Origin of the sequence: Micromonospora sp. A200 (assembly GCF_029893845.1) — a bacterium.
In the GTDB taxonomy this organism is placed as follows: Bacteria; Actinomycetota; Actinomycetes; order Mycobacteriales; family Micromonosporaceae; genus Micromonospora; species Micromonospora purpureochromogenes.
Genome location: NZ_JARXXY010000056.1, coordinates 1 through 25,847, shown reverse-complemented (window position 1 = coordinate 25,847; position 25,847 = coordinate 1). Strand labels below are relative to the sequence as shown.

The window sequence follows — 25,847 nt, the reverse complement described above, 5'->3', positions numbered from 1 at the left end:
GCGCCTGCGGCGAAGAAGACCACCACCGCCGCCGCGAGGAAGACCGCGCCTGCGGCGAAGAAGACCACCACCGCCGCCGCGAGGAAGACCGCGCCTGCGGCGAAGAAGACCACCACCGCCGCCGCGAGGAAGACCGCGCCCGCGGCGAAGAAGACCACCACAGCCGCGAAGAAGACCACGGCCGCGAAGGCCTCGACCGCCGCCCGCAAGGTCACCTCCACGGGTAAGAAGGCGACCGCCGCGGTGAAGAAGACCACCGGCGCGGCGAAGAAGACCACCGGCGCCGCAACCAAGAAGACCACGGCGGCGAAGAAGGCACCGGCGAAGAAGACCACCGCCAGGACGGCGCCGGCGACGAAGACCACGGCCAAGAAGGCGCCGGCGCGGAAGACGACCGCCACCTCGGCGACCACCACCCGCAAGGCGACCGCGAAGAAGGCGCCGGCGACGAGGGCCACGGCCGCCAAGAAGGTGACCGCCCGCAAGGCACCGGCCCGCCCGGCCGCCGCCCGGGCCACCGCGCCCACCAGTGCCCGGTCCCGCGCCCGCAAGGCCACCGGCTGACCGTACGGCGACCGCCGTCGCATCGCCGGAGGGCGGATCACGCGCCGGACTGCCAGGATTGACCCCGTGGTCATCCGACGCGTACTGGCGCCCCGTATCGACTTCGGCGCGCTGCGCCGCGAACTGGGACTGCCCGAGGGCTTCCCGGACGCGGCGCAGCGCGAGGCGGACCAGGCCGCCGCCGCACCGCCGGCCACCGGGGTCGACCGTACCGACGTCCCGTTCGTCACGATCGACCCGGCGGCGTCGCGCGACCTAGACCAGGCGATGCACCTCGCCCGGCGGCCCGGTGGCGGCTACCGCGTGCGGTACGCCATCGCCGACGTCGCCGCCCATGTACGCCCCGGCGGCGCGCTGGAGGAGGAGACCTGGCGCCGCGGGCAGACCGTCTACCTGCCCGACGGCAACGTGCCGCTGCACCCGCACACCCTCAGCGAGGGCGCGGCCAGCCTGCTGCCCGACGTCGACCGGGCGGCGGTGGTCTGGACCATCGACCTCGACGCCGACGGCGCGACCACCGGCGTCGCGCTGGAACGCGCCCGGGTCCGCAGCCGGGCCAAGCTCGACTACGAGGGGGTGCAGGCCGCCGCCGACGCCGGGCGGCTGCCCGAACCGGTCGCCCTGCTGCCCGAGATCGGGGCCCTGCTCACCGCCCGGGGCCTGCGCCGGGGCGCGGTCAACCTGCCCCTGCCCGAGCAGGACGTCGAACCGGACGGTGACGGCTGGCGGCTGGTGCTGCGCGGCCCGGTCCCGATGGAGGACCACAACGCGCAGATCTCCCTGCTGACCGGAATGGCCGCGGCCGACATCATGCTGGCCGGCCGGATCGGGCTGCTGCGCACCATGCCGCCGCCGAAGCCCGAGGCGGTGGCCCGACTGCGCGCCGCCGCCGCCCCGCTGGGCGTGCCGTGGCCCGACGGCGTCGGCGTGGGCGAGGTGCTCGCCGGGCTGGACCCCTCGCAGCCCCGGGCCGCCGCCTTCGTCGACCAGGCGGCGGAGCTGATGCGGGGCGCCGCGTACACGGCGTTCGACGGCGAGCTGCCCGAGCAGCCGGAGCACGGCGGGGTCGCGGCCGCGTACGCCCATGTCACGGCCCCGCTGCGCCGGCTGGCCGACCGGTACGCGACGGAGGTCTGCCTGGCGCTGCACGAGGAGCGGCCGGTGCCGGACTGGGCCCGCGCGGCGCTGCCGAAGCTGCCCGAGGTGATGGCGGCGACCGACCGGACGGCGGGCGCGGCCACCCGGGGCGCCATCGAGCTGGCCGAGGCGGTGCTGCTGGAGCACCGGGTGGGGGAGCTCTTCGAGGCCGCGGTGCTGGACGTGGACGCCCCGCCGAACGGCCAGTCGAAGCCCGGCCGCCCGCCCGGCGGCACGGTGGCGCTGGACGCCCCGCCGGTGCGCGCCCGCTGCACCGGCGAGCTGCCGCTCGGCGAGCGGATCCGGGTCCGCCTGGTAACCGCCGACCCGGTGGCCCGCAAGGTCGTCTTCGAACGCGCCTGACCCGCCGCCCCGCCCTCGCCCCCCGCCCCGAGACCCCCGCACTTTCAGAGAAAGAGTGGCCTTGGCGCGCCGAACAGCCACGCTTTCTCTGAAAGTGGCGGCATCGAATGGCGGGCGGGGCGAGCGGGCGGTGGGGTGGGTAGCGGGGATTGTCACAGCGGCGGGCGGTGCTGGGGGCGGGGGCGGTTTGCGAGGATGACCGCATGGCTTACGACGCGACCACGCTGCCCGACGTCTCCGGGCTGACCGTCGGCATCATCGGTGGCACCGGCGACCAGGGGCGGGGCCTCGCCTACCGGCTCGCCCGGGCCGGGCAGACCGTGCTGATCGGTTCCCGTTCCGCCGAGCGGGCCGCGGCGGCCGCCGCCGAGATCGCGGCGCTGCCCGGCGTACCGGCCGGAGTGGACGTCACCGGGGCCGACAACGACGAGGTGGCCCGCCGCAGCGACGTGGTGATCATCGCGGTGCCGTGGGACGGGCACGCCGCCATCGTCGCCGCGCTCGCCGAGCCGCTCGCCGGCAAGATCGTGGTCGACTGCGTCAACCCGCTCGGCTTCGACAAGCAGGGGCCGTACGCCCTCCCGGTCCCCGAGGGCAGCGCGGTGCAGCAGGCCGCCGCCCTGCTACCGGACTCCCGGGTCTGCGCGGCGTTCAACCACGTCAGCGCGCCGCTGCTGGCCGACCCGGAGATCGAGCGGATCGACCTCGACGTGCTGATCTGCACCGAGGACCGGGAACTGGTCGACATCGTCGGCGCGCTGGCCGCCCGGATCCCCGGCATGCGGGGCATCTACGCCGGCCGGCTGCGCAACGCCCACCAGATCGAGGCGTTCACCGCCAACCTGATCGCCATCAACAAGCGCTACAAGGCGCACGCCGGCATCCGCGTCACCGACCTCTGACCCGGGCGCCGTCGCCTACGGTCCGGCACCCGGTCACGGCCGGGGGCCGTCCCCGCGTGCCAACCCCGGCGCCGCGCCACCCCGCCACCCCGCGTGCCAACCCCAGCACCGCAACACCCCGGGTCCCTCGCTTGATGGGCGCAGGACGCCGCACCGCTGCCCCGCGCCGCCACGCGCGTGTCTTTCCGGCCAGGCCTTCACCGAACGAGCGTGATACCTCAGAGTCATATTGATGCCTCTGAGGTATCACGCTCGCGGTGGTGTCATGCCCCGGAACGGCACGACCGGATCGGACCCGCATCCGGGTGACTGTGGACCGGTCGAGCGGGGGCGGTGGGGGTCGTGCCGACGACCCCCACCGCCCCGTCGTCCTAGAAGGTGTGCTCGGTGGCGGGGAACTCGCCGCCGCGTACCTCGTCGGCGAAGCGCCGGGTCGCCTCCGACAGCGTCCCGGCCAGGTCCGCGTAGCGCTTGACGAAGCGCGGCGCCCGGCCGGTACGCAGGCCGGCCATGTCCTGCCAGACCAGCACCTGGGCGTCGGTGTCCGGGCCGGCGCCGATGCCCACCGTCGGGATCGGCAGCTCCGCGGTGATCCGCTTGGCCACCTCGCCCGGCACCATCTCCAGCACCACCGCGAACGCCCCCGCCTCGGCCACTGCCCTGGCGTCGGCGAGCACCTCGTCGGCGGCGTCGCCCCGCCCCTGGACCCGGTAGCCGCCCAGGGTGTGCTCGCTCTGCGGGGTGAAGCCGATGTGCGCCATCACCGGGATGCCGGCGCCGACGATCGCGGCGATCTGGTCGGCGCAGCGCCGGCCGCCCTCCAGCTTCACCGCGTGGCAGCCGCCCTCCTTCATGAACCGCACCGCCGTGCGCAGCGCCTGGGTCGGGCCCTCCTCGTACGAGCCGAAGGGCAGGTCACCGACGATCAGCGAGTGGCGGGTCGCCCGGACCACGGCCCGGACCAGCGGCAGCAGCTCCTCGGCGGTGACCGGCAGGGTGGTCTCGTAGCCGAACACGTTGTTCGCCGCCGAGTCGCCGACCAGCAGCACGGGGATGCCGGCGGCGTCGAAGATCGAGGCGGTGTACTGGTCGTACGAGGTGAGCATCGCCCAGCGGTCGCCGCGCTCCTTGGCGGCGATCAGGTCGCGGGTGCGTACCCGCCGGGTGGCCGGGCCGCCGTAGAGGGCGGTCACCTCGGTCGGGGTGGACTCCACCATGACTGTCTCCTTTCCTCGAGGCCGCCGTCGCGGTCCCCGGGTTCCGCCGCGATCGTCGCACCGGACGACCGCCTCACGGCAGGGCACAGTGCAGGATTTCACTCGGCGCAACCGGCGCGGCGGGACCGGGGACTGGTCGCCGCCGCACCGCCGAACAGTTCCGCTCAGCCCTGCTCGCGCCAGCGGTTGGTGATCGGCAGCCGGCGGTCCCGGCCGAACGCCTTGATGGAGATCTTCGTGCCCGGGGCGGACTGCCGGCGCTTGTACTCGGCGGTGTCCACCATCCGGAGCACCCGGTCCACCACGGCCGGGTCGTGACCGGACTCCAGCAGCCCCTTCCGGCCCAGGTCGCCGTCGACGTAGCCGATCAGGATCGGGTCGAGCGCGTCGTAGTCGGGCAGGGTGTCGCTGTCCAGCTGGCCCGGGCTCAGCTCGGCCGACGGCGGCTTGCCGATCGAGCTCTCCGGGATCGGCGGGGTCTCGCCCCGGCTGGCCGCGTCGGCGTTGCGCCACTTCGCCAGCCGCCAGATGAGCGTCTTCCAGACGTCCTTGACCGGGTTGAAGCCGCCGACCGAGTCGCCGTACAGGGTCGAGTAGCCGACCGCCAGCTCGCTCTTGTTGCCGGTGGTGAGGACCAGGTGGCCCTCCTGGTTCGACAGCGCCATCAGGATCACGCCCCGGACCCGTGCCTGGAGGTTCTCCACCGTCACCCCGGACAGCGACATGTTGGCCAGGAAGGTGTCCACCATCGGCTGGATCGGCTCGACCCGGTAGTCCAGGCCGGTCCGCTTGCCCAGGTCCTCGGCGTCGGCCCGGGAGTGCTCCGAGGAGTGCTGGCTGGGCAGCGACACCCCGACCACCCGCTGCGGCCCGAGCGCGTCGACGGCGAGCGCGGCCACCACCGCCGAGTCGATGCCGCCGGACAGGCCCAGCACCACCGACGGGAAGCGGTTCTTGTCGACGTAGTCGCGCAGGCCGAGCACCAGCGCCTGCCACACCTCGGCCTCGTCGGCGACCGGTTCCATCACCCCGCCGGCGGCCGCCGGGCCCGTCGGGGCCGGCGGGATGGATCCGACGGTACGGCGGAGCACCCGCATCCCGTCGGCCAACTCCTCCTCGTCCGCGCCGGGCTCGCCCGCCTCGGGCAGCTCGACGTCGTGCACCAGCAGGTGCTCGACGAACTGCGGGGCGCGGGTGAGCAGGGTGCCGTCGGCCCCCACGATCATCGAGTCGCCCTCGAAGACCAGTTCGTCCTGGCCGCCGATCATGTTGACGTACGCGATGGTCGCGCCGGCCTCGGCGGCCCGGCGGCGGACCAGCGGCAGCCGGATGTCGTCCTTGTTCAGCTCGTACGGCGAGCCGTTGATGTTGACCACGAGCCCCACGCCGGCCTGCCGGGCCACCGCGAACGGGCCGCCGGCCTGCCAGAGGTCCTCGCAGATGGTCAGCGCCACGTCCACCCCGCCGATCCGCACGACGGTGAGGGCATCGCCGGGAAGGAAGTAGCGGTCCTCGTCGAAGACGCCGTAGTTGGGCAGGTGGTGCTTGAAATACGTGGCCACCACCCGGCCCGAGTGCAGCAGCGCGGCGGCGTTGCGGGCGCCCCGGCCCGGCTGGGCGTCCCCGCTGACCTGCGGCGGGCCGTCCGCGTCGAGGTAGCCGACCACGACCGGCAGGTCGCCGAGGCCGTCGGCGGCCAGGTCGGCCGCGAGCTGCTCCAGCGCGGCCTTCGACGCCGCCACGAAGGAGCGGCGGAAGACCAGGTCCTCGACCGGGTAGCCGGTCAGCATCATCTCCGGGAAGGCGACGAGCTGGGCGCCGGCGTCGGCGGCGCGGCGGCTCCAGGTGCGGACCAGTTCGGCGTTGCCGGCGAGGTCGCCGACGGTCGGGTTGACCTGTGACAGCGCGAGACGCAGGGTGGGCATGCCCTCATCTTGCCCCAGCGTCGGCTTACCGACGCGGTGGCCGGGACGAGACGGCGGCCACCCTTCCCGGGGTGGCCACCGGCGGGCGGGACACGACGGGACGGGCGGCGGTGCTTCGCGTAACGTCGGCGTAATGAGGCCCGGGGAGACTGGGCGGTCAGGTCGGGCGCAGCCCGGTCGAAGGCGGACAAAGAGTGTCGCGAGGGGTTGGGGAAGTGGACCGTCAGCAGGAGTTCGTCCTCCGTACGCTGGAAGAGCGGGACATCCGGTTCGTCCGGCTGTGGTTCACCGACGTGCTCGGCACGCTCAAGAGCGTGTCGGTCGCCCCCGCCGAGCTGGAAGCCGCCTTCGAGGAGGGCATCGGGTTCGACGGCTCCGCGATCGAGGGCTTCGCCCGGGTCTTCGAGTCCGACATGGTCGCCATGCCGGACCCGACCACCTTCCAGGTCTTCCCGTTCGAGGGCGGGGTCAGCGGCGAGAGCGCCCGGATGTTCTGCGACATCCTGCTCCCCGACGGCGGCCCCTCCTGGGCGGACCCGCGGCACGTGCTGCGCCGGATGCTGTCCAAGGCCGCCGAGAAGGGCTTCACCTTCTACACCCACCCGGAGATCGAGTTCTTCCTGCTGGAGAACGGCCCCCAGGACGGCTCCCTGCCGACCCCGGTCGACACCGGCGGCTACTTCGAGCACACCACGCACGCCGTCGCGCGGGACTTCCGCCGCCAGGCCGTGCTGGCCCTGGAACGGATCGGCATCTCGGTGGAGTTCAGCCACCACGAGGTGGCCCCCGGCCAGCAGGAGATCGACCTGCGCTACGCCGACGCGCTGACCACCGCCGACAACATCATGACCTTCCGGCACGTGGTCAAGGAGGTGGCGCTCTCCACCGGCGTGCAGGCCACCTTCATGCCGAAGCCCTTCACCGACCAGCCGGGCAGCGGCATGCACACCCACCTGTCGCTGTTCGAGGGGGAGCGCAACGCGTTCCACGACGCCGGCGACCCGATGAAGCTCTCCAAGGTGGCCAAGTCGTTCATCGCCGGCCTGCTGATGCACGCCCGCGAGTACACCGCGGTCACCAACCAGTGGGTCAACTCGTACAAGCGGCTCTTCCCGCTGGCACTGCCGGACCGGATCACCGAGAGCCCGGCGTACGTCTGCTGGGGCCACCTGAACCGGTCGGCGCTGGTCCGGGTGCCCGCGTACGGCAAGCCGAACTCGGCCCGGGTGGAGGTCCGCTCGCTGGACTCGGCGACGAACCCGTACCTCGCCTTCGCGGTGCTGCTCGGCGCCGGCCTCAAGGGCATCGAGGAGGGCTACGAGCTGCCGCCGGGCGCCGAGGACGACGTGTGGTCGCTGACCAGCGCCGAGCGGCGGGCGATGGGGTACGAGGCGCTGCCGGAGAACCTCGCCGAGGCGATCGACGTGATGGCCGGCTCGGAGCTGATCGCCGAGGTGCTCGGCGAGCACGTCTTCGACTTCTTCCTGCGCAACAAGCGCGCCGAGTGGGAGCAGTACCGCCGCGAGGTCACCCCGTACGAGCGGCAGCGATACCTCTCGCTCTAGATCGCGGTGGCGCGGTGCCGCTATCGTCTCGATCACCGCGCCGGCACCCTCGCCGGGCGTAGGAGGCCGGGAGGCAGTCGGTGCTGGAGGATCTGCTCAGCGGGGCGTGGCAGAGCGTGGTGTTCGGGGTCGTCGGGGTGGCCCTGATGGCGGCCGGCTTCCTGCTGGTCGACGTGCTGACTCCGGGAAGGCTGCGCGAGCTGATCTGGGTGCGGCGCAACGGCAATGCCGCGCTGCTGCTCGCCGCCAACCAGCTCGGCATCGCCGGGATCGTTTTCACCGCGATCCTGACCAGTTACAGCGACTTCGCCAAGGGGCTCGCCTCCACGGTGATCTTCGGGCTGATCGGGCTGGCCATCATGGCGCTGGCCTTCTTCGTGCTCGACCTGCTCACCCCGGGCAAGCTGGGCGAGATCATCTGCTCCGACGAGCCGCACCCCGCGGCCCGGGTCAGCGCCGCCACCCACTTCGGGGCCGCGCTGATCGTCTGCGCCTGCATCGCCTGAGCGCCGCTGTCGTACCCCCGGCCTAGGTTGCGGGGGTGAACCGGACCGACCGCCTCTACGCCCTGGTGGAGGAGCTGCGGGCGGTGTCGCCCCGGCCGCGCAGCGCCCGCTGGCTGGCCGGGCGCTTCGAGGTGAGCACCCGCACCATCGAGCGGGACATCAGCGCGCTGCAGGGCTCCGGCGTGCCGATCTGGGCCGAGCCCGGCCGCACCGGCGGCTACGTGGTCGACCGGGCGCACACCCTGCCACCGGTCAACCTGACCGCCGCCGAGGCGGTGGCGATGGCCGTCGCGCTGCACCGGCTCGGCGGCACGCCGTTCGCCGGGGCGGGCGCCACCGCCCTGCGCAAGCTGCTGGCGGTCATGCCGGCCGCCGACGCGGCCGAGGCGCACCGGCTCGCCGGCCGGGTGCACCTGATCGGCGAGGGGCCGGCCACGCCCGTCCCGGCCGTCGTCGCCGACGCGGTCTCCGCGCGGCGCGTGCTGCGCCTGCGGTACGCCGACCGCGCCGGGGCGGCGTCGGCGCGCGAGGTCGAACCGCTGGGCTACCTCGGCAACCCCCGACACTGGTACCTGCTCGCCTGGTGCCGGCTGCGCGACGGGCTGCGCTGCTTCCGCACCGACCGGATCCTCGGGGTGCAGGCGCTGCCCGAGGTGGTCACCCGCGAGTTGCGCCTCGACGACCTGGACATCCCGCACGAGCGGGTGCGCGCGCTGAGCCTGGTCTGAAACCCGACAGCGCCGGTCGGCTGGACGCGGGATGCTGGCAGGTCTGCCGTTCCCGGGGGAGGACAGCGTGCCCGACACGCTCAGCTACGCCGACGCGGTACGTCTGCTCGGCGGGGAGAAGAGCAGGTTCGTCGACTGGTTCGACAAGCTGACCGGCGGAGCGCTGCTGGCCGCCGCGGTGCCGTTGCCTGCGCTGCTCAGCATCTTCGACGCAAAGAGCGAGCTGGTCCGGCTCGGTCATGAGCTGATGCGGAGCGTGGCGGAGAAGCGGTCCGGGCTGTCCCGTTACGGGCGGACGCAGCGGCTGGAGGCCGCCCACGCGGTGATCGCGGTGACCGCGTTCTTCGAGGCGCTGAGCGAGGCCGACCTGCCGTTTGACTTCGCCGATCTGGAGCTCCGCAGGCCGGAGCAGTTGTCGTTGGCCGGGACGGGACCGGTGGAGGCCCGCGCGGTCGTCCGCACCCTGTTCGAGATCCCCGCTCCCCTGCCCGGGCCGGAGCTGCCCTACCCGGCGCTGCGGCAGGCCCTCTTGCAGTACTTCACGACGATGGCCGGACACGTCGACGTGTTCGTCGACGGCCTGGCCCTGCGGAACCGGATGACCCCGCACGGGGAGCGTGCCTTTCACGAGGCACTGGGACGGGTGCCGGCTGTGGCGGTCGACCGTCACCGGGACCTGCTGACCGCGTTGGCGGTGGACTTCGCCGAGGTCGCCTACTGGTCAGGGCTGCACGAGCATGAGGCCACCCGGGGTGAGGTGCGCGCACTCGCGGTCGGCCTCGTCGAGCTGCGCGAAGCGTTGGCGGCGATGTCCACGGGGCGGGTCCCGACCGATCGGCGGGACGCGCTGGCCGGCGCTTATCGGGCGCAGCTCGACCGGCCGATCATCACCTCCGGGGAGGTGCCGGACGGGCTGCGGGTGCCGGCGCTCGGCGAGGCGTACGTCCCGCCGCTGTGTCGGCTGGCCGCGATGGGTGAGCGGGCCCGGCCCAGCGACGAATCCTGGTGGGCGGAGCAGCCGGTTCGGGACGACCTGGTCGATTTGCTGACCGGATACCTCACCTCGACCAGGGCGACCAGGGCACCGCTTCTGGTGCTGGGCCAGCCCGGGTCCGGCAAGTCCGTGCTCACCAGGGTGCTCGCCGCTCAGCTTCCGGCCACCGACTTCCTGGTCGTCCGGGTGGTGCTGCGCGAGGTACGGCTCGAAGCTGACCTCCAGGACCAGATCGAGCAGGCCATCCGGGATGCCACCGGGGAGCGGCTGGACTGGCCGGCGCTGGCCCGCTCCGCCGGGGACGCGCTGCCGGTGATACTGCTCGACGGCTTCGACGAGTTGCTTCAGGCCAGTGGCGTGACGCAGACGGACTACCTGCTCAAGGTGGCCGCGTTCCAGCGGCGGGAAGCCGACCAGGGGCGGCCGGTGGCGGTGTTGGTCACCACCCGGACGAGCGTCGCGGACCGGGCGAAGCCGCCGTCCGACACGATCGCCCTCCGACTGGAACCGTTCGATCCGTCGCGCGTCGCCCGTTGGGTGGCCACCTGGAACGCGGTCAACGCCGACCGGTTCCCGACGCTCGGCGTGCCGCCGCTCGACCCGGCCGCTGTGCTCGCCCACCGCGAGCTGGCCGAACAGCCGCTACTGCTGCTGATGCTGGCCCTCTACGACGCCGACGGAAACGACCTTCACTCGGCCGGGACGCTGCGCCGGGGCGAACTGTACGAGCGTCTGCTGCGCAGTTTCGCCCGTCGGGAGGTGCTCAAGCACCAACCGGGACTGTCCGAGCGAGAAACGTCCCGCGCGACCGAGCGCGAGCTGCGCCGGCTGGCGGTGGTGGCGTTCGCGATGTTCAACCGGGGCGTCCAGTGGGTCACCGAGGAGGAACTGGAAGCCGATCTTGCCGCACTGCCGTTCCTGGCGGGTGAGTCGCCGGGCATCCGGACCGATGGGAACCTGCGGGCGCCGCTGCGGGCCGCGGAGATCGTGCTCGGGCGGTTCTTCTTCGTGCACCGCGCCCAGGCCGTCCGAGGTGACCGGCGGGCGGAGACGTACGAGTTCCTGCACGCCACCTTCGGCGAGTTCCTGGTCGCCCGGACCACCGCGCTGGTGCTCGGTGAGTTGGCGGCGCGGGAGGCCGCCACCAGCATGCTGCGCGGCGCGTCGGTCGACGACGACCCGCTGCACGGGCTGCTGTCCTTCGCCACGCTGACCGGGCGGGCGCCGATCGTCGGCTTCCTCGCCGAAGCGCTCCAGACCTGCGGCCCGGACCGCAGGAGCGACATCATCGAGGTGCTGCTGCGTCTCTTCCGAACCGTCCACGACGCCCGTCCGGCCCGACATCTCACCTCGTACCTGCCCCGTGCGCTGTCGGTTCCCGAGCGGCAGGCCGTCTACAGCGCGAACCTCTTCGTGCTCGGGCTCTGCGCGGCGGGTGAGCTGTCGGGCGGGCAGCTCTACCCGGCGGCCGAGGACGTGCGTTCGCCGTGGACCCGGCAGGCCCTGCTCTGGCGCTCCCAGCTCGCCGAGGGGGAGTACCGCAGCCTGGTGAACGCGGTCGCGCTGGACCGGCTCGGTGACGCGGCGCACCGGGAGATCCGGTTGCGACTCGCCGACGAGTCCTGGCGGCCGCCGACTGCCGAGCTGGCGTGGACGTACCAGGCGACGCCGTCGTCGGACCGGGCCTGGTTCCAGGTGCAGTCGGACCCGGACCCGGAGATTGTGCGCCGGATGGCGAACTTCGAGTGCGGTGTCACCAACGACGTCGCCCAGCATGCGCTGGAACCGCTCGTCGAGGTGCTTCCGCCGGCGCTCAACACGGTGGTGTTCGCGCCCGGTCCGCAGCGGCAGTCGATGGCCCGGGTGCTGCTGGCGATGCTGCTGAGGTCGCGGCAGGTCGAGCCGGCCGACCGGGCCTGGCACTACCGGACGGTCGCGTCGCTGCTCGTCGAGATGCGCAGCACGGCCGGCCCGTACCTCGTCGACCTGGCGGTACTGCTGTTCGACCGACTCGCCACCGACGGCACCGTGTCCCGGGCTCTCGCCGCGGAGTTGCTGGGGAAACTCGATTTCCTGTTGGTCCGTGGCGAGCAGATCGGTTTCGCCTACCTGCGCTGCTGCCTGGCGTTGATCGAAGCGGACGATCCGGTGACCCGGGAGGTTGGCCGCCTGGTGAAGAAGGCGGTCCACGCCGACCAGGGCTCGTGGGGGCCGCGCACCGAGGAGGTAGCGGTGGATGCCCTGGTGCGGCTCTCGGAACTCGGGGTTGCCCGGTACCACATCACCCCGGACGAGGCGGCCCGGCTGGCCCTGCTGTTGGCGGAGCGCCGCCCCGACCTGATCCGCCGGATCCAACCGCTGGTGCTGGATCCCGTTCCGGTCCGGTCGTCGTCCGGCACGCTCGCGCTGCTCGGTGCCGGTCCGGCTGGCTGATCCGGAAACACCGACAGGACGGTGTCGCGGACGACACCGAGGCTGACTCCTGACGAGCCCGGCCGACCGGCCGGGCCTGCGACGGGAGGCGACACACATGTCCACGATCACCAACGCGGTCAGCTGGTTCGAGGTCGGCACCGACCGGCCCGAGGAGACCGGGAAGTTCTACACCGACGTGTTCGGCTGGGCGTTCACCGAACAGGGCAGCCCGGAGACGTCGTACCGGGTGGTGGAGCCGGGGCCGGAGGGGTCGATCCAGGGCGCGATCCGGGCCACCGGCGGGGTCGGCCCGAACTACGCGGTGTTCTACGTGCAGGTGGCCGACGTGGCCGACACCTGCCGGCGGGCCGAGGCGGCCGGCGGCAAGGTGCTGGTCCCGCTGAAGTCGAACGACAACGGCCTGACCTTCGCCCACCTGCTCGACCCGGCCGGCAATCACTTCGGCGTCTTCGCGCCGCCCGCCGGGGCCTGAGCCGACCGCCTGGTAGGTCCCGCCCCGGCGACGCTGCCGGGGCGGGACCGGCCCGAAGGCGGGTCGCGCCGGGCGTGATCGACTCCGCTTCGCCGACATGGCGGTCTGTGGCTCGCAGAGAAGCCGCCACATCGCCGGAATGGAGTTGATCAATCGCCGACCACCGTTCGGCGGGGACCAGGGTGCGGGCCCGATGGTGAGCCAGCCGCCGGAGCGCACCCCGCCGATGGCTGGGGAACAGCGGCGAGCGGGCCGGGCGCGGTCGGATCGGGTACGGGGTGGCCCCGCCGCCGGGGGTGGGCCGGCCGGGAAAGGACCGACGGCCGGGGGAGGGGAACGGCGGGGCCACCGGGTCACCTGCCGGGCGTACCCATGCCGCCGTGGTGGCCACGGCCGCCCGGGCCCGGGAAGACGCCGGCCTCGGCGGCCTTGGTGATGGCGTCGGCCTGCTCCTGGGTGAGCTTGCCGTCCTCGACCGCCTGGGCCAGCCGGTCCTTGAGCGCCGCCTGCCGGTCCTCGGCGGAGGGGCGCTCCGGGCGGTCGGCCTTGCGCTGCTCGCGCAGCTTCTCCAGCGCGGCGGTCACCTTTTCGGTGGGCACGCCGAGCTCCTTGGCCAGCGCCTCGGCGAACTCGCCCTGGCGGTCGGCCTTCTGCTGCTGCCGGTCGGTGCCCTGGTCGGCGCTGCTGCTGGCGCTGGGCGACGGGGTGGCGTCCTCGGCGAAGGCCACCGTCGGGGCGGCGATCCCCACGCCGAGCACTCCGGCGGCGGCGAGCCCGGCCAGCAGGTGCTTCTTCGACATCGTGCGGGACATCAGTCCTCCAGTGATCGGTGGTTGGTGCGATGACCTCACCGACAGTGACCACCAAACCTGGGCCGAACCCGTGCCGACCCTGTCACCCAGCTGAAAATCTGACCCCCGCTTGAGGCGATCAAGAAGTTCGCGTCAGCGGAAGGCGCTTTCCCGGACGCAAACTTCTTGATCACCGCGCCGGGGCGCGCCGCGCCGGGGTGGGGCGGAGGGCGGGGTGGGTCAGCGGACGGCGGGGGAGACGGTGAGGGTGCCGGCGTCGGCGTCGAGGGTGGCGGGGGTGCCGACCGGGACGGTGAGCTGGTTGACGCCGTGGCCGACCGGGAGGCCGCCGAGGACCGGGACGCCGAGATCGCCCAGGCACTCGGTGAGCACGTCGGTGACCGTGGTGTCCCAGCCGTCGGCGCACTCGGTGAACTGGCCGACCGCCACCCCGGCCACGCCGTCCAGCACGCCCGCCCGGCGCAGGTGGGTCAGCATCCGGTCGACCTTGTACGGCGGCTCCTGCACCTCCTCGATCAGCAGCACCGCGCCGGTCAGGTCGGGCATGTCCGGGGTGCCGATGGAGGCGGTGATCAGGCAGAGGTTGCCGCCGAGCAGCGGACCGACCGCCCGGCCGGGCACCCGGACGGCGAAGGTCTCCTCGTCCGGGGTGGCGGCGACGGTCACCGGCTCGGTGGTCATCAGCGCGGTGTGCAGCGACTCCGCCGAGCGCAGCGGGGTCCGCTCGTCCAGCCAGGCCGCGCCGGGGCCGTGCACGCTGGCCAGCCGGGCGCCCCGCCAGAGCGCGAACTGCAATGCGGTGATGTCCGAGAAGCCGGCGACCACCTTCGGGTCGCGCCGTACGGCGGCCATGTCGAGCAGGTCGACCACCCGCTGCGCGCCGTAGCCGCCCCGGGTGCAGATGACCCCGCGCACCCCGGGGTCGGCGAAGGCGGCGTTCAGGTCGGCGGCGCGCAGGGCGTCGTCGCCGGCCAGGTAGCCCCGCCGGGCGTACGCGTTCGGCGCCAGCACCGGACGCAGCCCCCAACCGGTCAGCAGCTCGACGCCCCGGGCCACCCGTTCGGGCCGGGTCGGGCCGGACGGCGACACGAGCATCACCGTGTCACCGGGGCGCAGGACCGGCGGGCGCAGGCAGTCGTCGGTGATCACAGCGGCCGAGCCTAGTCGGCGCCGGGAGCGGCCGAGCCGTTCCGGGTCGGCGCCGGCGCACCCGATAGCCTCGACACCGTGGCGACCGCGCTGGTGATCGAGAATGACCCGACCGACGACCTCCGCCGGCTGGGGGAGTGGCTGACCGAGGGGGGCCTCGACCTGCGGGTGCTCCGCCCGCACGCCGGCGACGCGCTCCCCGCCGACCTGGAGGGGTACGTCGCGCTGGTGGTGCTCGGCGGTGAGCAGCAGGCGTACCCGCTGCCCGACGGCAGCCCCGGCGCGCCCTGGTTCCCGGCGCTGGAGGGGCTGCTGCGCAAGGCGGTCCGGTACCGGGTGCCGACCCTCGGCGTCTGCCTCGGCGGGCAACTGCTCGCCACCGCGCACGCCGGCCTGGTCGAGCGGAGCCCGTCCGGGCCGGAGATCGGCCCCGGCGTGGTCGGCAAGCGGGACGCCGCTGACGCCGACCCGCTGTTCCGGTACGTGCCGCTGATCCCGGACGTGCTCCAGTGGCACACCGACGAGATCACCGAGCTGCCCCGGGGCGCCACCCTGCTGGCCGCCTCGACCCGCTACCCGAACCAGGCGTTCCGCCTCGGGGACCGGGCGTGGGGGCTGCAGTTCCACATCGAGTGCGACACCGCGATGATCGCCGACTGGGCCCGCGACTCCGACGTGCCGGCCGAGCTGGGCTACGACCCGGAGCTGGTGGTAGCCGCCTGCGACCGGGTGATGGCCGACGTGGAGGAGGTCTGGCAGCCGTTCGCGATCCGCTTCGCCGCGCTGGCCCTCGGCGAGCTGGGCGAGGACCCCACCCGGCGAAGCCTGCCGCTGCTCGGGCAGTGAGATGACCAGACCGACCAGGGGGCGGCTCGCCCGGTACGGCTTCGGCACCGCGCAGTCCGACGGCGGCTCCCGCGCGGCCGACCTGCTCGGCCCGGACGGTCTCGGGCTGTGGCGGGTCGAGGAGCAGGAGCCGGTCGACGAGCCGGCCGCCGAGCTGCTGGCCGCGCTCGGCCGGGCCGCCGACCCGGACCTGGCCCTGCGCCAGCTGCACCGGCTGGTCGAGGCGGAGCGCCGAGCCGTCGAGCCGCCCGTGCTGCTCGACGCGGTGCACGCCGACCCGGGGCTGCGCCGCCGGCTGGTCGCCGTGCTCGGCGCCTCGTCGGCGCTCGGCGACCACCTGGTCGCCAACCCGGAGCAGTGGGCGGTGCTGGCCACCGCCCCGGACGGGCTCGCCCCCACCGCCGACGGCCGGCTGGACCTCGCCGCCGCCGGGCGGCTGACCACCGCCACCGCGCCGGTGGCGGTGCTGCGGCAGGCGTACCGGTTGGCGCTGCTGCGGATCGCGGCGGCCGACCTCACCGGTGGGCGCGGCCTGGAGCAGACGATGGCCGCGCTCTCGGCGCTGGCCGACGCGACCCTGGCGGCGGCGTACGAGATCGCCGTCGACGAGCTGCCCGCGGGCACGCCCCGGCCCCGGCTCGCAGTGGTGGCGATGGGCAAGTGCGGCGGCGACGAGCTGAACTACGTCTCCGACGTCGACGTGATCTTCGTGGCTGCCGACGACGCGGACCTGACCGTCGCCACCACGGTCGCCGCCCGGCTGATCGGCGTCTGCGGGCTGGTCGCCTGGCCGGTCGACGCCGCGCTGCGCCCCGAGGGCAACCGGGGGCCGCTGGTGCGTACCCTCGCCAGCCATCTGGCCTACTACCAGCGCTGGGCCCGGACCTGGGAGTTCCAGGCCCTGCTCAAGGCCCGGCCGGCCGCCGGCGACCTGGCCCTGGCGCGGGAGTGGATCGAGGCGCTCGCCCCGCTGGTCTGGACCGCCGCCGAGCGGCCCGAGGCGGTCTCCGACGTCCGGTCCATGCGCCGCAGGATCATCGACAGCGTCCCGCCGAAGGAGCTGGAACGCGAGATCAAGCGCGGGCCGGGCGGGCTGCGCGACATCGAGTTCGCCGTCCAGCTGCTGCAACTGGTGCACGGCCGCGGCGACGAGTCGTTGCGGGTGCCCGGCACCATCCCGGCGCTGCGCGCGCTCGTCACCGGCGGCTACGTCGGCCGCGCTGACGGCGAGGCGCTGCTGCGCGGGTACCGCTTCCTGCGCGCCGTCGAGCACCGGCTCCAGCTCCAGGGCCTGCGCCGCACCCACACCGTGCCGACCGATCCGGCCGCGCTGCGCTGGCTCGCCGCCGCGCTCGGCTGCACCGCCACGCCGGGCCGCAGCGCCGTGGAGAGCTTCCGCGCCGAGTGGGTCGCCCACGCCACCGAGGTACGCCGACTGCACGCCAAGCTGCTCTACCGGCCGCTGCTGGAGTCGGTGGCCCGGGTACCCGCCGACGGGCTGCGGCTCACCCCGGAGGCGGCCCGGCACCGGCTGGAGATCCTCGGCTTCGCCGACCCCGCCGGGGCGCTGCGTCACCTCCAGGCCCTCACCGGCGGGGTCAGCCGCACCGCCGCCATCCAGCGCACGCTGCTGCCGGTGCTGCTCAGCGAGTTCGCCGACGCCCCCGAGCCGGACCGCGGCCTGCTCAACTACCGGCAGGTCTCGGACAAGCTCGGCAGCACCCCCTGGTACCTGCGGCTGCTGCGCGACTCCGGCCCGGTGGCCCGCCGGCTGGCCCGGGTGCTCTCCTCCTCCCGGTACGCCGCCGACCTGCTGGCCCGGGAGCCCGAGGCGCTGCGCCTGCTGGCGGAGGAGAGCGAGCTGGCCCCGCGTACCCGGGAGGTGCTCTGCGAGGGCTTCGCCGCCGCCGCGGGCCGGTACGCCGACCCGGAGCAGGCGATCCGGGCGGTCCGCGCGCTGCGCCGGCGGGAGCTGGTCCGGATCGCCTGCGCCGACCTGCTGAGCCGGGCCGGCGGGCTCGCCCCGCGCCCGGAGCGGGGCTCGCCGGCCGCGCCCCTGGCGGACGTCACCGGGGTCGGCACCGCGCTCTCCGACGTCACCGACGCCACGCTCACCGCGGCGCTGCGCACCGCGCGGGCCGCCAAGCCGGGGCCTCCCGGACTGCGGTTCGCCGTGATCGGCATGGGCCGGCTCGGCGGGTACGAGTCGAACTACCTCTCCGACGCCGACGTGCTCTTCGTCTACGATCCGCCGCCCGGCTCGGACGAGCAGGCGGCCAGCGCGGCCGCCCACGGCATCGCCGAGGAGCTGCGCCGACTGCTCGGCGTGCCCGCTCCCGACCCGCCGCTCGGCGTCGACGCCGACCTGCGCCCCGAGGGCCGGCAGGGCCCGCTGGTGCGCAGCCTCGCCGCGTACGCGCAGTACTACGCCCGCTGGTCGAAGGTGTGGGAGGCGCAGGCGCTGCTGCGCGCCCGGTTCGTCTGCGGCGACGCCGACCTGGGCGCCGAGTTCGAGGCGCTGATCGACCCGGTCCGCTGGCCGGCCGACGGGCTGAGCCGCGAGCAGGTGGTGGAGATCCGCCGGATCAAGGCCCGGGTGGAGCACGAGCGGCTGCCCCGGGGCGCCGACCCGGCCACCCACACCAAGCTGGGGCGGGGTGGCCTGGCCGACGTCGAGTGGGCGGTGCAGCTGCTCCAGCTCCGGCACGCCGGGGCGTACCAGCGACTGCGCGGCACCCGGACCCTCGACGCGCTGGCGGCGGCCCGCGACGCCGGCCTGGTCGACCCGGCGGACGCCGCCGGGATGGCCGCCGGCTGGACGCTCGCCGCGCAGGTCCGCAACGCGCTCATGCTGGTCCGGGGCCGTGCCGGCGACCAGCTGCCCCGGCACGGCGTGGAGCTGGCCGGGGTCGTCCGGCTGCTCGGCCGCGACGACCCCGGCGAGTTCCTCGACGAGTACCTGCGCACCGCCCGGCGCTCCCGGGCCGCCATGGAACGGGTGCTGGAGGCCTGAGCGCCGTCAGCGGCGGCGGACCAGCACCAGGTGGTCGACCAGGGTGGCCGGCTGCCCGTCCGGGTCGGTGACCGCGCGCCGGGGCGCGTCCAACCGCTCGGTCCGCCACCCGTCCGGGTCCAGGTCCAGTTCGGCCAGCGTCTCCTCCGGGGTGGGGAAGCGCACGTGCGGGTGGGTCAGTCGGGACCACGGCGGGACCTCGCCGTGCTCGACGATCAGCAGCCGGCCGCCGGGCGCCACCGCCCGCGCCGCCGCCCGGAGCACCTCGGCCCGGGGGAACTCCAGCGGCGACTGGAGGAACTGCGCGGAGACCAGGTCGAACACCCCCTCCGGGAAGGTGCGGGTCAGGTCGTGCCGCTGGAAGTCGATCCGGGCCGCCACCCCGGCCGTGGCCGCCTCGGTCGCCGCCCGGTCCAGGGCGGTGGTGGAGACGTCCACCGCGGTCACCCGCCAGCCGCGACCGGCCAGCCAGATCGCGTCGGCGCCCTCGCCGCAGCCGAGGTCCAGCGCGGTGCCCGCCGGCAGCGGGTCGACGACGTCGACCAGGTGCGGGTTGGCCCGCCCGCTCCAGATCCGCTCCCGCCGCTGGTAGAGCTCGTCCCAGTGCCGCGCCGTCTCGGCGTCCACCGCGTCCGCGCCGGTCCCGGCGACCGCGTCCGCGCCGGTCCCGGCCTCGGGGTCCGCGCCGGCGCGCAGCGCGGTGACCGCCCGGTCGGTCTCCTCGGCGATCAGGTCGGCGTTGAGCGCCGCGCCGGCCTTCACTCCCGCCGCCGCGGCGGCGATCACGGTGGCCTGCGGGTCGGTCACGTTGCCGGCCACCCAGACCCCCGGCACCGCGGTCGCCCCGCTGGCGTCGGCGGCCACGTGGTCGCCGAAGACGTGCCCGCCGACGACGAACTCGCTGGTCGTCAGGCCGAGCCCGGCCAGCAGGTCGGCCCGCGCGGCGAACCGGGGTCCGACCACCAGCGCCTGCCGGGCGACGAGTTCCCCGGAGCGCAGCCGTACGCCGGTGAGCCGGTCCTCGGTCACCTCCAGCCCCGTCACCTCGCCCTCGATCACCCGTACGCCCCGGGCGGCGAGCTGCTCGGCCTGCTCCGGGGCCAGCGGCGGGCCGGTGTGCGTGAACACCACCACGTCGTCGGTGAGCTGGCGGAACAGCAGCGCGTGGTGGGTGGTCATCGGCCCGGTGGCCAGCACGCCCACCGCCTGGTCCCGCACCTCCCAGCCGTGGCAGTACGGGCAGTGCAGCACGTCCCGGCCCCAGCGTTCGGCCAGCCCCGGGATCGCGGGCAGCTCGTCGACCAACCCCGTGGTCACCAGCAGCCGCCGCGCCCGCACCAGCTCGCCGTGGGCCAGCTCCACCTCGAACCGGGCCCGGTCCTGCCCCTCGACCCGGTGCGCCTTGGTGACCGTGCCGTCGACGACCTCGACGCCGTACCGGGCGACCTCGGCCCGGCCCGTCGCGTACAGCTCGGCGGGGGCGACGCCCTCGCTGGTGAGGTAGTTGTGCACTCCTCGGGCGGGGGCGTTGCGCGGCGCCCCGCCGTCGATCACCAGCACCGACCGGCGGGACCGGCCCAGGGTGAGCGCACCGCTGAGCCCCGCCGCGCCGCCGCCGACCACCACCACGTCGTAGATCCGGTGCTCGTGCATCCTCGTTCCCCCTCCGGGCGGGTGCGTCCCGCCCACGCCCCGGATCGTCCGCCCCACTTCCCGCTACGACAAGTATCGTTGCTGAGATGGCAAACGAACGGATGGCGGACGAGACTGCGGACCCGGACGAGGTGCTGACGGCGGTCGGGCCGCGCCTGCGGGCCCTGCGCCAGCAGCGCGCCGTGACGCTGGCCCAGCTCTCCGCCGCCACCGGCATCTCGGTGAGCACCCTGTCCCGGCTGGAGTCCGGTGGCCGCCGGCCCACCCTGGAGCTGCTGCTCCCGCTGGCCCGGTTCCACCGGGTGCCGCTCGACGACCTGGTCGGCGCGCCGGAGACCGGGGACCCCCGGGTCCGGCTCCGGTCGGTGGACCGCAACGGGGTCACCATCGTGCCGCTGACCCGCCGCCCCGGCGGGGTGCAGGCCTACAAGATGATCTACCCGCCCGGCGGCCGGCCGGGGGAGCCCGAGCAGCAGGTGCACGAGGGGTACGAGTGGCTCTACGTGCTCTCCGGGCGGTGCCGGCTGCTGCTCGGCAGCCACGAGCTGACCCTGGAGGCGGGGGAGGTCGCCGAGTTCGACACCCGTACGCCGCACTGGTTCGGCAACCCGTACGACCGCCCGCTGGAGATCCTCAGCCTCTTCGGTCCGCAGGGGGAGCGGCTGCACGTCCGCGCCCGCCCCTCCCCGGTACGCCGCGACCCCGGCTGACCGCCCTGACCCGTCCCGGCCGGGCCGGTGTTGGCGTCCTGTAGAGCTGATGACGCAGACGAGTCAGCCGGCTTTCCGCCCTGTCTGTCCGGTGCCAGCGCCGGTGATTCGTCTACGACATCAGCTCGAAAGGGCGTGCAGGGGACACCCGGCAGTGTCCGCCGGCCGGCGACACGTCACCCGCTCAGGGTGTAGGTGCCGGCGCGCGGCACGGTGACCGTCGTCCAGTCCCCGTCAGCGGCGACGGTGGCGCCGCCGGAGGCGGTCAGCCAGCGGGTGTGCCACACCCGGACCGGGACCGTGCCGGCGGCGGACGTGCGGAAGGTCAGCGACGCCCCGTCCTGCCCGACGAACTCGCCGGGCGCGCCCACGACCGGCGTCGGGTCGGCCACCGCGTAGAGCCGCCACCGCCCGTCCGACCAGACCTGCGTCAGGTACGGCAGGCCGGCGGTGACCAGCTCGGCCTCGGCCCGGCCGACCCAGGACAGCGGCGCGTCGGGCACCGCCACGTACTGCACGGCGAACTCGTCGAGCCAGGCCCGGTAGCTCTCGGCGGTCAGCGGCACGCCGGTGCCGGCGGCCCCCGGCACCCTGATGAAGAAGAGCGGGTTGCGGGCGATGTCCGCCTGCCGCAGCCAGCCCCGGGCCAGCGGCACCTCGCCGAGCCGGGCCGCCTCCCAGTAGTTGCGGGTCGGCGGGACCTCCACCCGGCCGGTGAGCCCGCGCCGGGCCAGCTCGGCCCGCAACGGCGCGAAGAACGACCGGGCGGCGGTCGGGTCGTCGACGCTGCGCAGGTCGGCGGCGACCACCGGCGGCTGCCACGCGCAGACCGCCGCCAGCAGCACGGCGAGCGCCACGCCGCCCGTCGCCCGGCCCCACCGCGCCACCCGCCAGCGGGGCGGCCGGGCGGCGGCGGCCAGCACCGGCAGCGCGAACATCACCGCCAGCCGGGTGGCGTTCAACCCGACCGGGGTGTGCACCAGCGCCGCCGCCAGCACCCCCGCCGCCGACAGCAGCGCCCCCACCCGCACCGGCCGGTACGCCACCAGCGCCGCCACCACGAGACTGGTCAGCACCGCCCGCAGCGTGTCGGTGCGGCTGATGTTCATCCAGCCGCCCTCGCCGAAGAGCAGACCGGTCACCCCCAGCGGCAGCGCGGCGGCGACGCCGAGCAGCAGGCCGTCGGCGTACCGGCGGGTGAGCAGCAGCGCCGCGCCGGCCAGGCCGACGAAGAGGCCGGCGACGGGGCTGGTCGCCGAGGCCAGCAGCGCGCCGGCCGCGACCAGGACGGGGCGCACCCAGCGGCGGCCCGGCGGGCCGTGCGCCGGCAGGGTCAGCGCGAGCAGCGCGGCCAGCCCGAACGCCACGCCGAGGGCGTAGGTGACCCGGCCGGAGACCAGGTTGCCGGTGATGGTGAGCACCCCGACCAGGCTGCCGAGCAGGGGCCGGGGCACCGGCGTGCGCACCAGCAGCGCCGCGAACGCGGTGGCCGCCGCGACCAGGGCGAGGACGCCGGTGACGGGCACCCCGAGGGTGGCCATCAGCGGCGGCGTGACCAGGCTGTAGCCGAGCGGGTGGATGCCGGCGTACCAGCGCAGGTCGACCAGGGCGGTGCCGTGCGCGGCGAAGAAATCGGCCCGGGCGACCTGGGCGGAGAGGTCCGAACCCATCGGCGGCAGGGCCAGCCACACCGCGCCGGCCACGGCGGCGCAGCCGGCGGAGAGCCCCACCACCCTGCTGCGCCGCATGCCCACCTCCGGTCCGCGACCACCGTACTGGCAGCATGTCGGACGTGCCTCACCACCTCTCGCGCTGGATCGGCCTGGCCGGCTCGACGCTGCTCGCCGTCGCCGCGTACCTCGGTGGCGCGCTGCCGGACTCCCCGCTGCGCCCCACCCCGGTCAGCATCTGGCAGGGCCGGCACGGGCCGCTGGTCATCGGCCTCTGGCTGGCCGGCACCGCGCTGATGGCGTGGGCCTGGTGGTCGCTGCGCGACCGGGTGCCGTCCGCCCGCTGGGCGCTGGTCACCGCCGGGCTCTGGCTGGTCCCGCTGCTGGTCGCGCCGCCGCTGGGCAGCCGGGACGTCTACGCGTACGCCTGCCAGGGCGCGAGCTACGCGGCCGGGATCAGTCCGTACGAGCAGGGCGTGTCCGCGCTGCCCTGCCCGTGGTTGGACACCATCTCGTACATCTGGCGGGACACCCCCGCGCCGTACGGGCCGCTGTTCGTCATGATCTCCGGCGCGATCGTCAAGGCCACCGGCTCGCTCACCGCCGCCGCGGCGCTGTTCCGGCTGCTGGCGCTGGCCGGGGTGGCGCTGACCGCCTGGTGCCTGCCGGTGCTGGCCCGCCGCTGCGGGGTTCCGGTGCCGCGGGCGCTCTGGCTGGCGCTGGCGTCCCCGCTGGTCGGCGTGCACCTGATCTCCGGCGCGCACAACGACGCGCTGATGGTCGGCATGATGGTCGCCGGGCTGGCGGTGGTGGCGTCCCGGCCCGGTCGCCGCTGGGCGCTGCTGGCCGGGGGAGTGCTGCTCGGGCTCGCCGCCGCCGTGAAGATCACCGCGTTGGTGGTGGTGCCGTTCGCCGCGCTGGCCGCGATGGCCGGGCCGTACCGGATCCGGACACTGATCTCCGACGGCGGCCCGGTGGTCGGCGGGGCGCTCGCCGCGACGGTCGCGGCGACCCTCGCGTCGGGCCTGGGCTTCGGCTGGATCAGCGGGCTGGAGCAGGGGAGCCTGGTGATCGCCTGGACCTCGCCGTCCACCGCGGTCGGGCAGACCGTCGGGTACGTCGCGGCGCTCTTCGGCGCGCACGTCGACGCGCTGCCGGTGACCAGGGCGATCGGCGTGCTGGTGCTCGCCGTGCTGCTGGTGTGGCTGTGGTGGCGGGCCCGTACCCGGGACCCGCTCTGGCATGCCGGGCTGGCACTGGCCGCCACGGTGGCCCTGTCCCCGCTCTTCCACCCCTGGTACTGGATCTGGCCGCTGACCGTGCTGGCCGCCACCGCGCGGCGTACCGGATGGTTCTCGCTGGTCGCGCTGGTGTCGTCGTTCCTGGTGCTGGCCGACGGCACCGGTCTGGCCCGGTTCACCAAGATGCCCGGTGCGCCGCTGATGACGCTGTTGGTGATCGTGGTGGCCGTCCGGTTGGTACGGTCGGCTCGGGCGGCCCGCCGGCCGGCCCCCGCAGACTGAGGAGAGGCTTGCCGGTGACCGACGCCGGGCCAGCGCCCGCCGGCCGGGCCCGGCTCGCCCGGTACGCCGGCCTGCTTGGCGCGGTGCTGCTCACCGTCGCCGGGTGGCTGGGCGGGGCGCTGCCCGACATCCCGCCCGCCGGCCCCTGGCGCGCCGGACACGCCCGCTGGGCGCTGGGCTGCTGGCTGCTCGGCACGGCGCTGCTGGTCGGGGCCTGGTGGTCGCTGCGCCGAGGTGCCCCGTCGACCCGGTGGGCGTACCTGACCGCCGGGCTGTGGCTGGTCCCGCTGCTGGCCGCGCCGCCGCTGGGCAGCCGGGACGTCTACTCGTACGCCTGCCAGGGCTGGGCGTACGCCGCCGGCCACGACCCGTACGAGATGGGGGTGGCGGCGGCCGGCTGCCCCTGGGTCGAGTCGGTCGCGCCGATCTGGCGGGACACTCCCGCGCCGTACGGCCCGTTCTTCGTGCTGCTCGCCGCGCTGGCCGCGACCCTCGGCGGCGGCCTGCTCGGCACCGTCGTGCTGCTGCGGCTGGTCGCGCTGGCCGGGGTGCTGCTGGCCGCGCTCTGCCTGCCCGGGCTGGCCCGGGCCGCCGGGGTACCCATCGCCCGGGCGGCCTGGCTGGCGCTGGCCTGCCCGCTGGTCGGGGTGCACCTGGTGGCCGGGGCGCACAACGACGCGGTGATGCTCGGGCTGCTCCTGCTCGGCCTGCTGGTGCTGGTCCGGCTGCCCGGCAAGCCGAAGGCGCTGCTGGCCGCCGGGGTGCTGCTCGGCCTGGCGGTGACCGTGAAGGCCACCGCCGTGGTGGTGCTGCCGTTCGCGGCCCTCGCGGCGGTGCTCGGCCGGTACACCCCGCGCGCGCTGCTGCGGGACGGGGGCTGGCTGGCCGGCGGCGTGCTGGCCGCGCTGGCCGCCACGTCGGCGCTGTCCGGGCTGGGGCTGCGCTGGATCGGTGGGCTGGCTCGCAGCGGCGACAGCGAGCAGTGGACCTCCCCGCCCACCGCCGTGGGCGTCGTCGTGGACTACCTCGGCGAGTGGGCCGGGCGGGAGCCGGGGGCGGTGCCGGTCACCCGGGCGGTGGCGTTGGTGCTGCTCGCGGTGCTGCTGGTGGTGCTCTGGTGGCGGGCCTGGACGGCGCTGCGCGCCCTCAACGACGTCCGGCAGCGGGTACGCCGGCTGGCGGCCGCCCGTCCCCGGGTGACCCTGCACGCCGCCGGCGTCGCGCTGGCCGCCACGGTGGTGCTGGCCCCGGTCTTCCACCCCTGGTACGCGACCTGGCCGCTGCTGCTGCTCGCCGTCTCGGCGACCCGGACCGGGTGGTTCGTGCTGCCCGCCGCGGTGGCCACCTTCCTGGCCCTGCCGGACGGCACGTCCCTGGCCCGGTACACCAAGGCACCCGGCGCGATCGCCATGACCGTGCTGGTGGTGGCGCTCACGGCACGGGCCTGGCGCGCGTGGCGCCGAGGCCGCCCCACCCCGCCCGCCGCCCGACCCTGACCCTGCACCCCGTTTGCGGCGTGTCGCGGTGTCCGCGTCGTCCGACCCCCCGACACGCCGCAAACGGGGTCGATCAACGGGCGGTACGACGGAACGGGCCGGGGGGGGGGGGGGGGGGCGGGCGCGCCCGGCGGGCGGGAGCGGGCTGGCCCGGCGACTCATAACA

At 74.9% G+C, this 25,847-nt stretch carries 19 protein-coding genes; 12 read left to right on the top strand and 7 right to left on the bottom strand.

Annotated elements, in window-relative coordinates; all coding sequences use genetic code 11:
• Positions 1-557: hypothetical protein (locus M2302_RS31170; protein ID WP_280841382.1), on the bottom strand; the 557-nt coding region annotated here is incomplete at its 3' end.
• 73 nt (positions 558-630) lie between these two features.
• Between M2302_RS31170 and M2302_RS31165 the strand changes: the two genes are divergently transcribed.
• Both M2302_RS31165 and npdG read left to right on the top strand, forming a co-directional pair.
• Positions 631-2,064 carry an RNB domain-containing ribonuclease gene (locus tag M2302_RS31165; RefSeq protein WP_280841381.1) on the top strand — a complete coding sequence of 478 codons (1,434 nt, stop codon included), beginning with the start codon at positions 631-633 and terminating at the stop codon, positions 2,062-2,064.
• A gap of 203 nt (positions 2,065-2,267) precedes the next feature.
• Positions 2,268-2,966 (top strand): NADPH-dependent F420 reductase, encoded by a 699-nt coding sequence (gene npdG / locus M2302_RS31160; protein ID WP_280841380.1) that lies wholly within the window; start codon positions 2,268-2,270, stop codon positions 2,964-2,966.
• Positions 2,967-3,337: 371 nt separating this feature from the next.
• Here the strand turns inward: npdG and panB are convergent, their stop codons facing one another.
• Together panB and M2302_RS31150 are read right to left on the bottom strand one after the other, a co-directional pair.
• Positions 3,338-4,183 (bottom strand): 3-methyl-2-oxobutanoate hydroxymethyltransferase, encoded by an 846-nt coding sequence (gene panB, locus M2302_RS31155; RefSeq protein ID WP_280841379.1) that lies wholly within the window; start codon positions 4,181-4,183, stop codon positions 3,338-3,340.
• Between the two features lie 164 nt (positions 4,184-4,347).
• The gene (locus tag M2302_RS31150) at positions 4,348-6,108 is read right to left on the bottom strand and encodes an NAD+ synthase (RefSeq protein ID WP_280841378.1); all 1,761 of its coding nucleotides are present in this window, start codon (positions 6,106-6,108) and stop codon (positions 4,348-4,350) included.
• Positions 6,109-6,323: 215 nt separating this feature from the next.
• Here M2302_RS31150 and glnA point away from each other — a divergent pair, with 215 nt between their 5' ends.
• From glnA to M2302_RS31125, 5 genes are all read left to right on the top strand, one after another.
• The gene (gene glnA / locus M2302_RS31145) at positions 6,324-7,673 is read left to right on the top strand and encodes a type I glutamate--ammonia ligase (protein ID WP_154944022.1); all 1,350 of its coding nucleotides are present in this window, start codon (positions 6,324-6,326) and stop codon (positions 7,671-7,673) included.
• Between the two features lie 80 nt (positions 7,674-7,753).
• Entirely contained in the window at positions 7,754-8,179 is a 426-nt protein-coding gene (locus M2302_RS31140; RefSeq protein ID WP_210777916.1) for a DUF350 domain-containing protein, read from the top strand.
• Positions 8,180-8,214: 35 nt separating this feature from the next.
• Positions 8,215-8,907 carry a WYL domain-containing protein gene (locus M2302_RS31135; protein ID WP_280841377.1) on the top strand — a complete coding sequence of 231 codons (693 nt, stop codon included), beginning with the start codon at positions 8,215-8,217 and terminating at the stop codon, positions 8,905-8,907.
• A gap of 67 nt (positions 8,908-8,974) precedes the next feature.
• On the top strand, positions 8,975-12,334 hold the full coding sequence (locus M2302_RS31130) for an AAA family ATPase (RefSeq protein WP_280841376.1): 3,360 nt from the start codon (positions 8,975-8,977) through the stop codon (positions 12,332-12,334).
• A gap of 97 nt (positions 12,335-12,431) precedes the next feature.
• Positions 12,432-12,809, top strand: coding sequence for a VOC family protein (locus tag M2302_RS31125; protein ID WP_280841375.1), 378 nt, complete (start codon positions 12,432-12,434; stop codon positions 12,807-12,809).
• Positions 12,810-13,162: 353 nt separating this feature from the next.
• Here the strand turns inward: M2302_RS31125 and M2302_RS31120 are convergent, their stop codons facing one another.
• Positions 13,163-13,621 carry a hypothetical protein gene (locus M2302_RS31120; RefSeq protein ID WP_280841374.1) on the bottom strand — a complete coding sequence of 153 codons (459 nt, stop codon included), beginning with the start codon at positions 13,619-13,621 and terminating at the stop codon, positions 13,163-13,165.
• Between the two features lie 219 nt (positions 13,622-13,840).
• A complete protein-coding gene (locus M2302_RS31115) occupies positions 13,841-14,770 on the bottom strand; it encodes an LD-carboxypeptidase (RefSeq protein WP_280841373.1) in 930 nt (309 codons plus the stop codon).
• A 78-nt stretch (positions 14,771-14,848) separates the two neighbouring features.
• Between M2302_RS31115 and M2302_RS31110 the strand changes: the two genes are divergently transcribed.
• Both M2302_RS31110 and M2302_RS31105 read left to right on the top strand, forming a co-directional pair.
• Positions 14,849-15,616: a type 1 glutamine amidotransferase gene (locus M2302_RS31110; RefSeq protein ID WP_280841372.1), complete on the top strand. Its 768-nt coding sequence runs from the start codon at positions 14,849-14,851 to the stop codon at positions 15,614-15,616.
• A 1-nt stretch (position 15,617) separates the two neighbouring features.
• Complete coding sequence (locus tag M2302_RS31105; protein ID WP_280841371.1) at positions 15,618-18,629, top strand: bifunctional [glutamine synthetase] adenylyltransferase/[glutamine synthetase]-adenylyl-L-tyrosine phosphorylase; 3,012 nt, start codon at positions 15,618-15,620, stop codon at positions 18,627-18,629.
• Positions 18,630-18,635: 6 nt separating this feature from the next.
• Here the strand turns inward: M2302_RS31105 and M2302_RS31100 are convergent, their stop codons facing one another.
• A complete protein-coding gene (locus tag M2302_RS31100) occupies positions 18,636-20,282 on the bottom strand; it encodes an FAD-dependent oxidoreductase (RefSeq protein WP_280841370.1) in 1,647 nt (548 codons plus the stop codon).
• Positions 20,283-20,383: 101 nt separating this feature from the next.
• On the opposite strand from M2302_RS31100, the gene M2302_RS31095 reads away from it, so the two are divergent.
• A complete protein-coding gene (locus tag M2302_RS31095) occupies positions 20,384-20,992 on the top strand; it encodes an XRE family transcriptional regulator (RefSeq protein WP_280841384.1) in 609 nt (202 codons plus the stop codon).
• A 176-nt stretch (positions 20,993-21,168) separates the two neighbouring features.
• On the opposite strand, the gene M2302_RS31090 is transcribed toward M2302_RS31095, so the two are convergent.
• Entirely contained in the window at positions 21,169-22,740 is a 1,572-nt protein-coding gene (locus M2302_RS31090; RefSeq protein ID WP_280841369.1) for a hypothetical protein, read from the bottom strand.
• 44 nt (positions 22,741-22,784) lie between these two features.
• On the opposite strand from M2302_RS31090, the gene mptB (M2302_RS31085) reads away from it, so the two are divergent.
• Complete coding sequence (gene mptB, locus M2302_RS31085) at positions 22,785-24,185, top strand: polyprenol phosphomannose-dependent alpha 1,6 mannosyltransferase MptB (protein WP_280841383.1); 1,401 nt, start codon at positions 22,785-22,787, stop codon at positions 24,183-24,185.
• Positions 24,186-24,193: 8 nt separating this feature from the next.
• Positions 24,194-25,681, top strand: coding sequence for a polyprenol phosphomannose-dependent alpha 1,6 mannosyltransferase MptB (mptB, locus tag M2302_RS31080; protein WP_280841368.1), 1,488 nt, complete (start codon positions 24,194-24,196; stop codon positions 25,679-25,681).
• Positions 25,682-25,847: the final 166 nt, after the last annotated feature.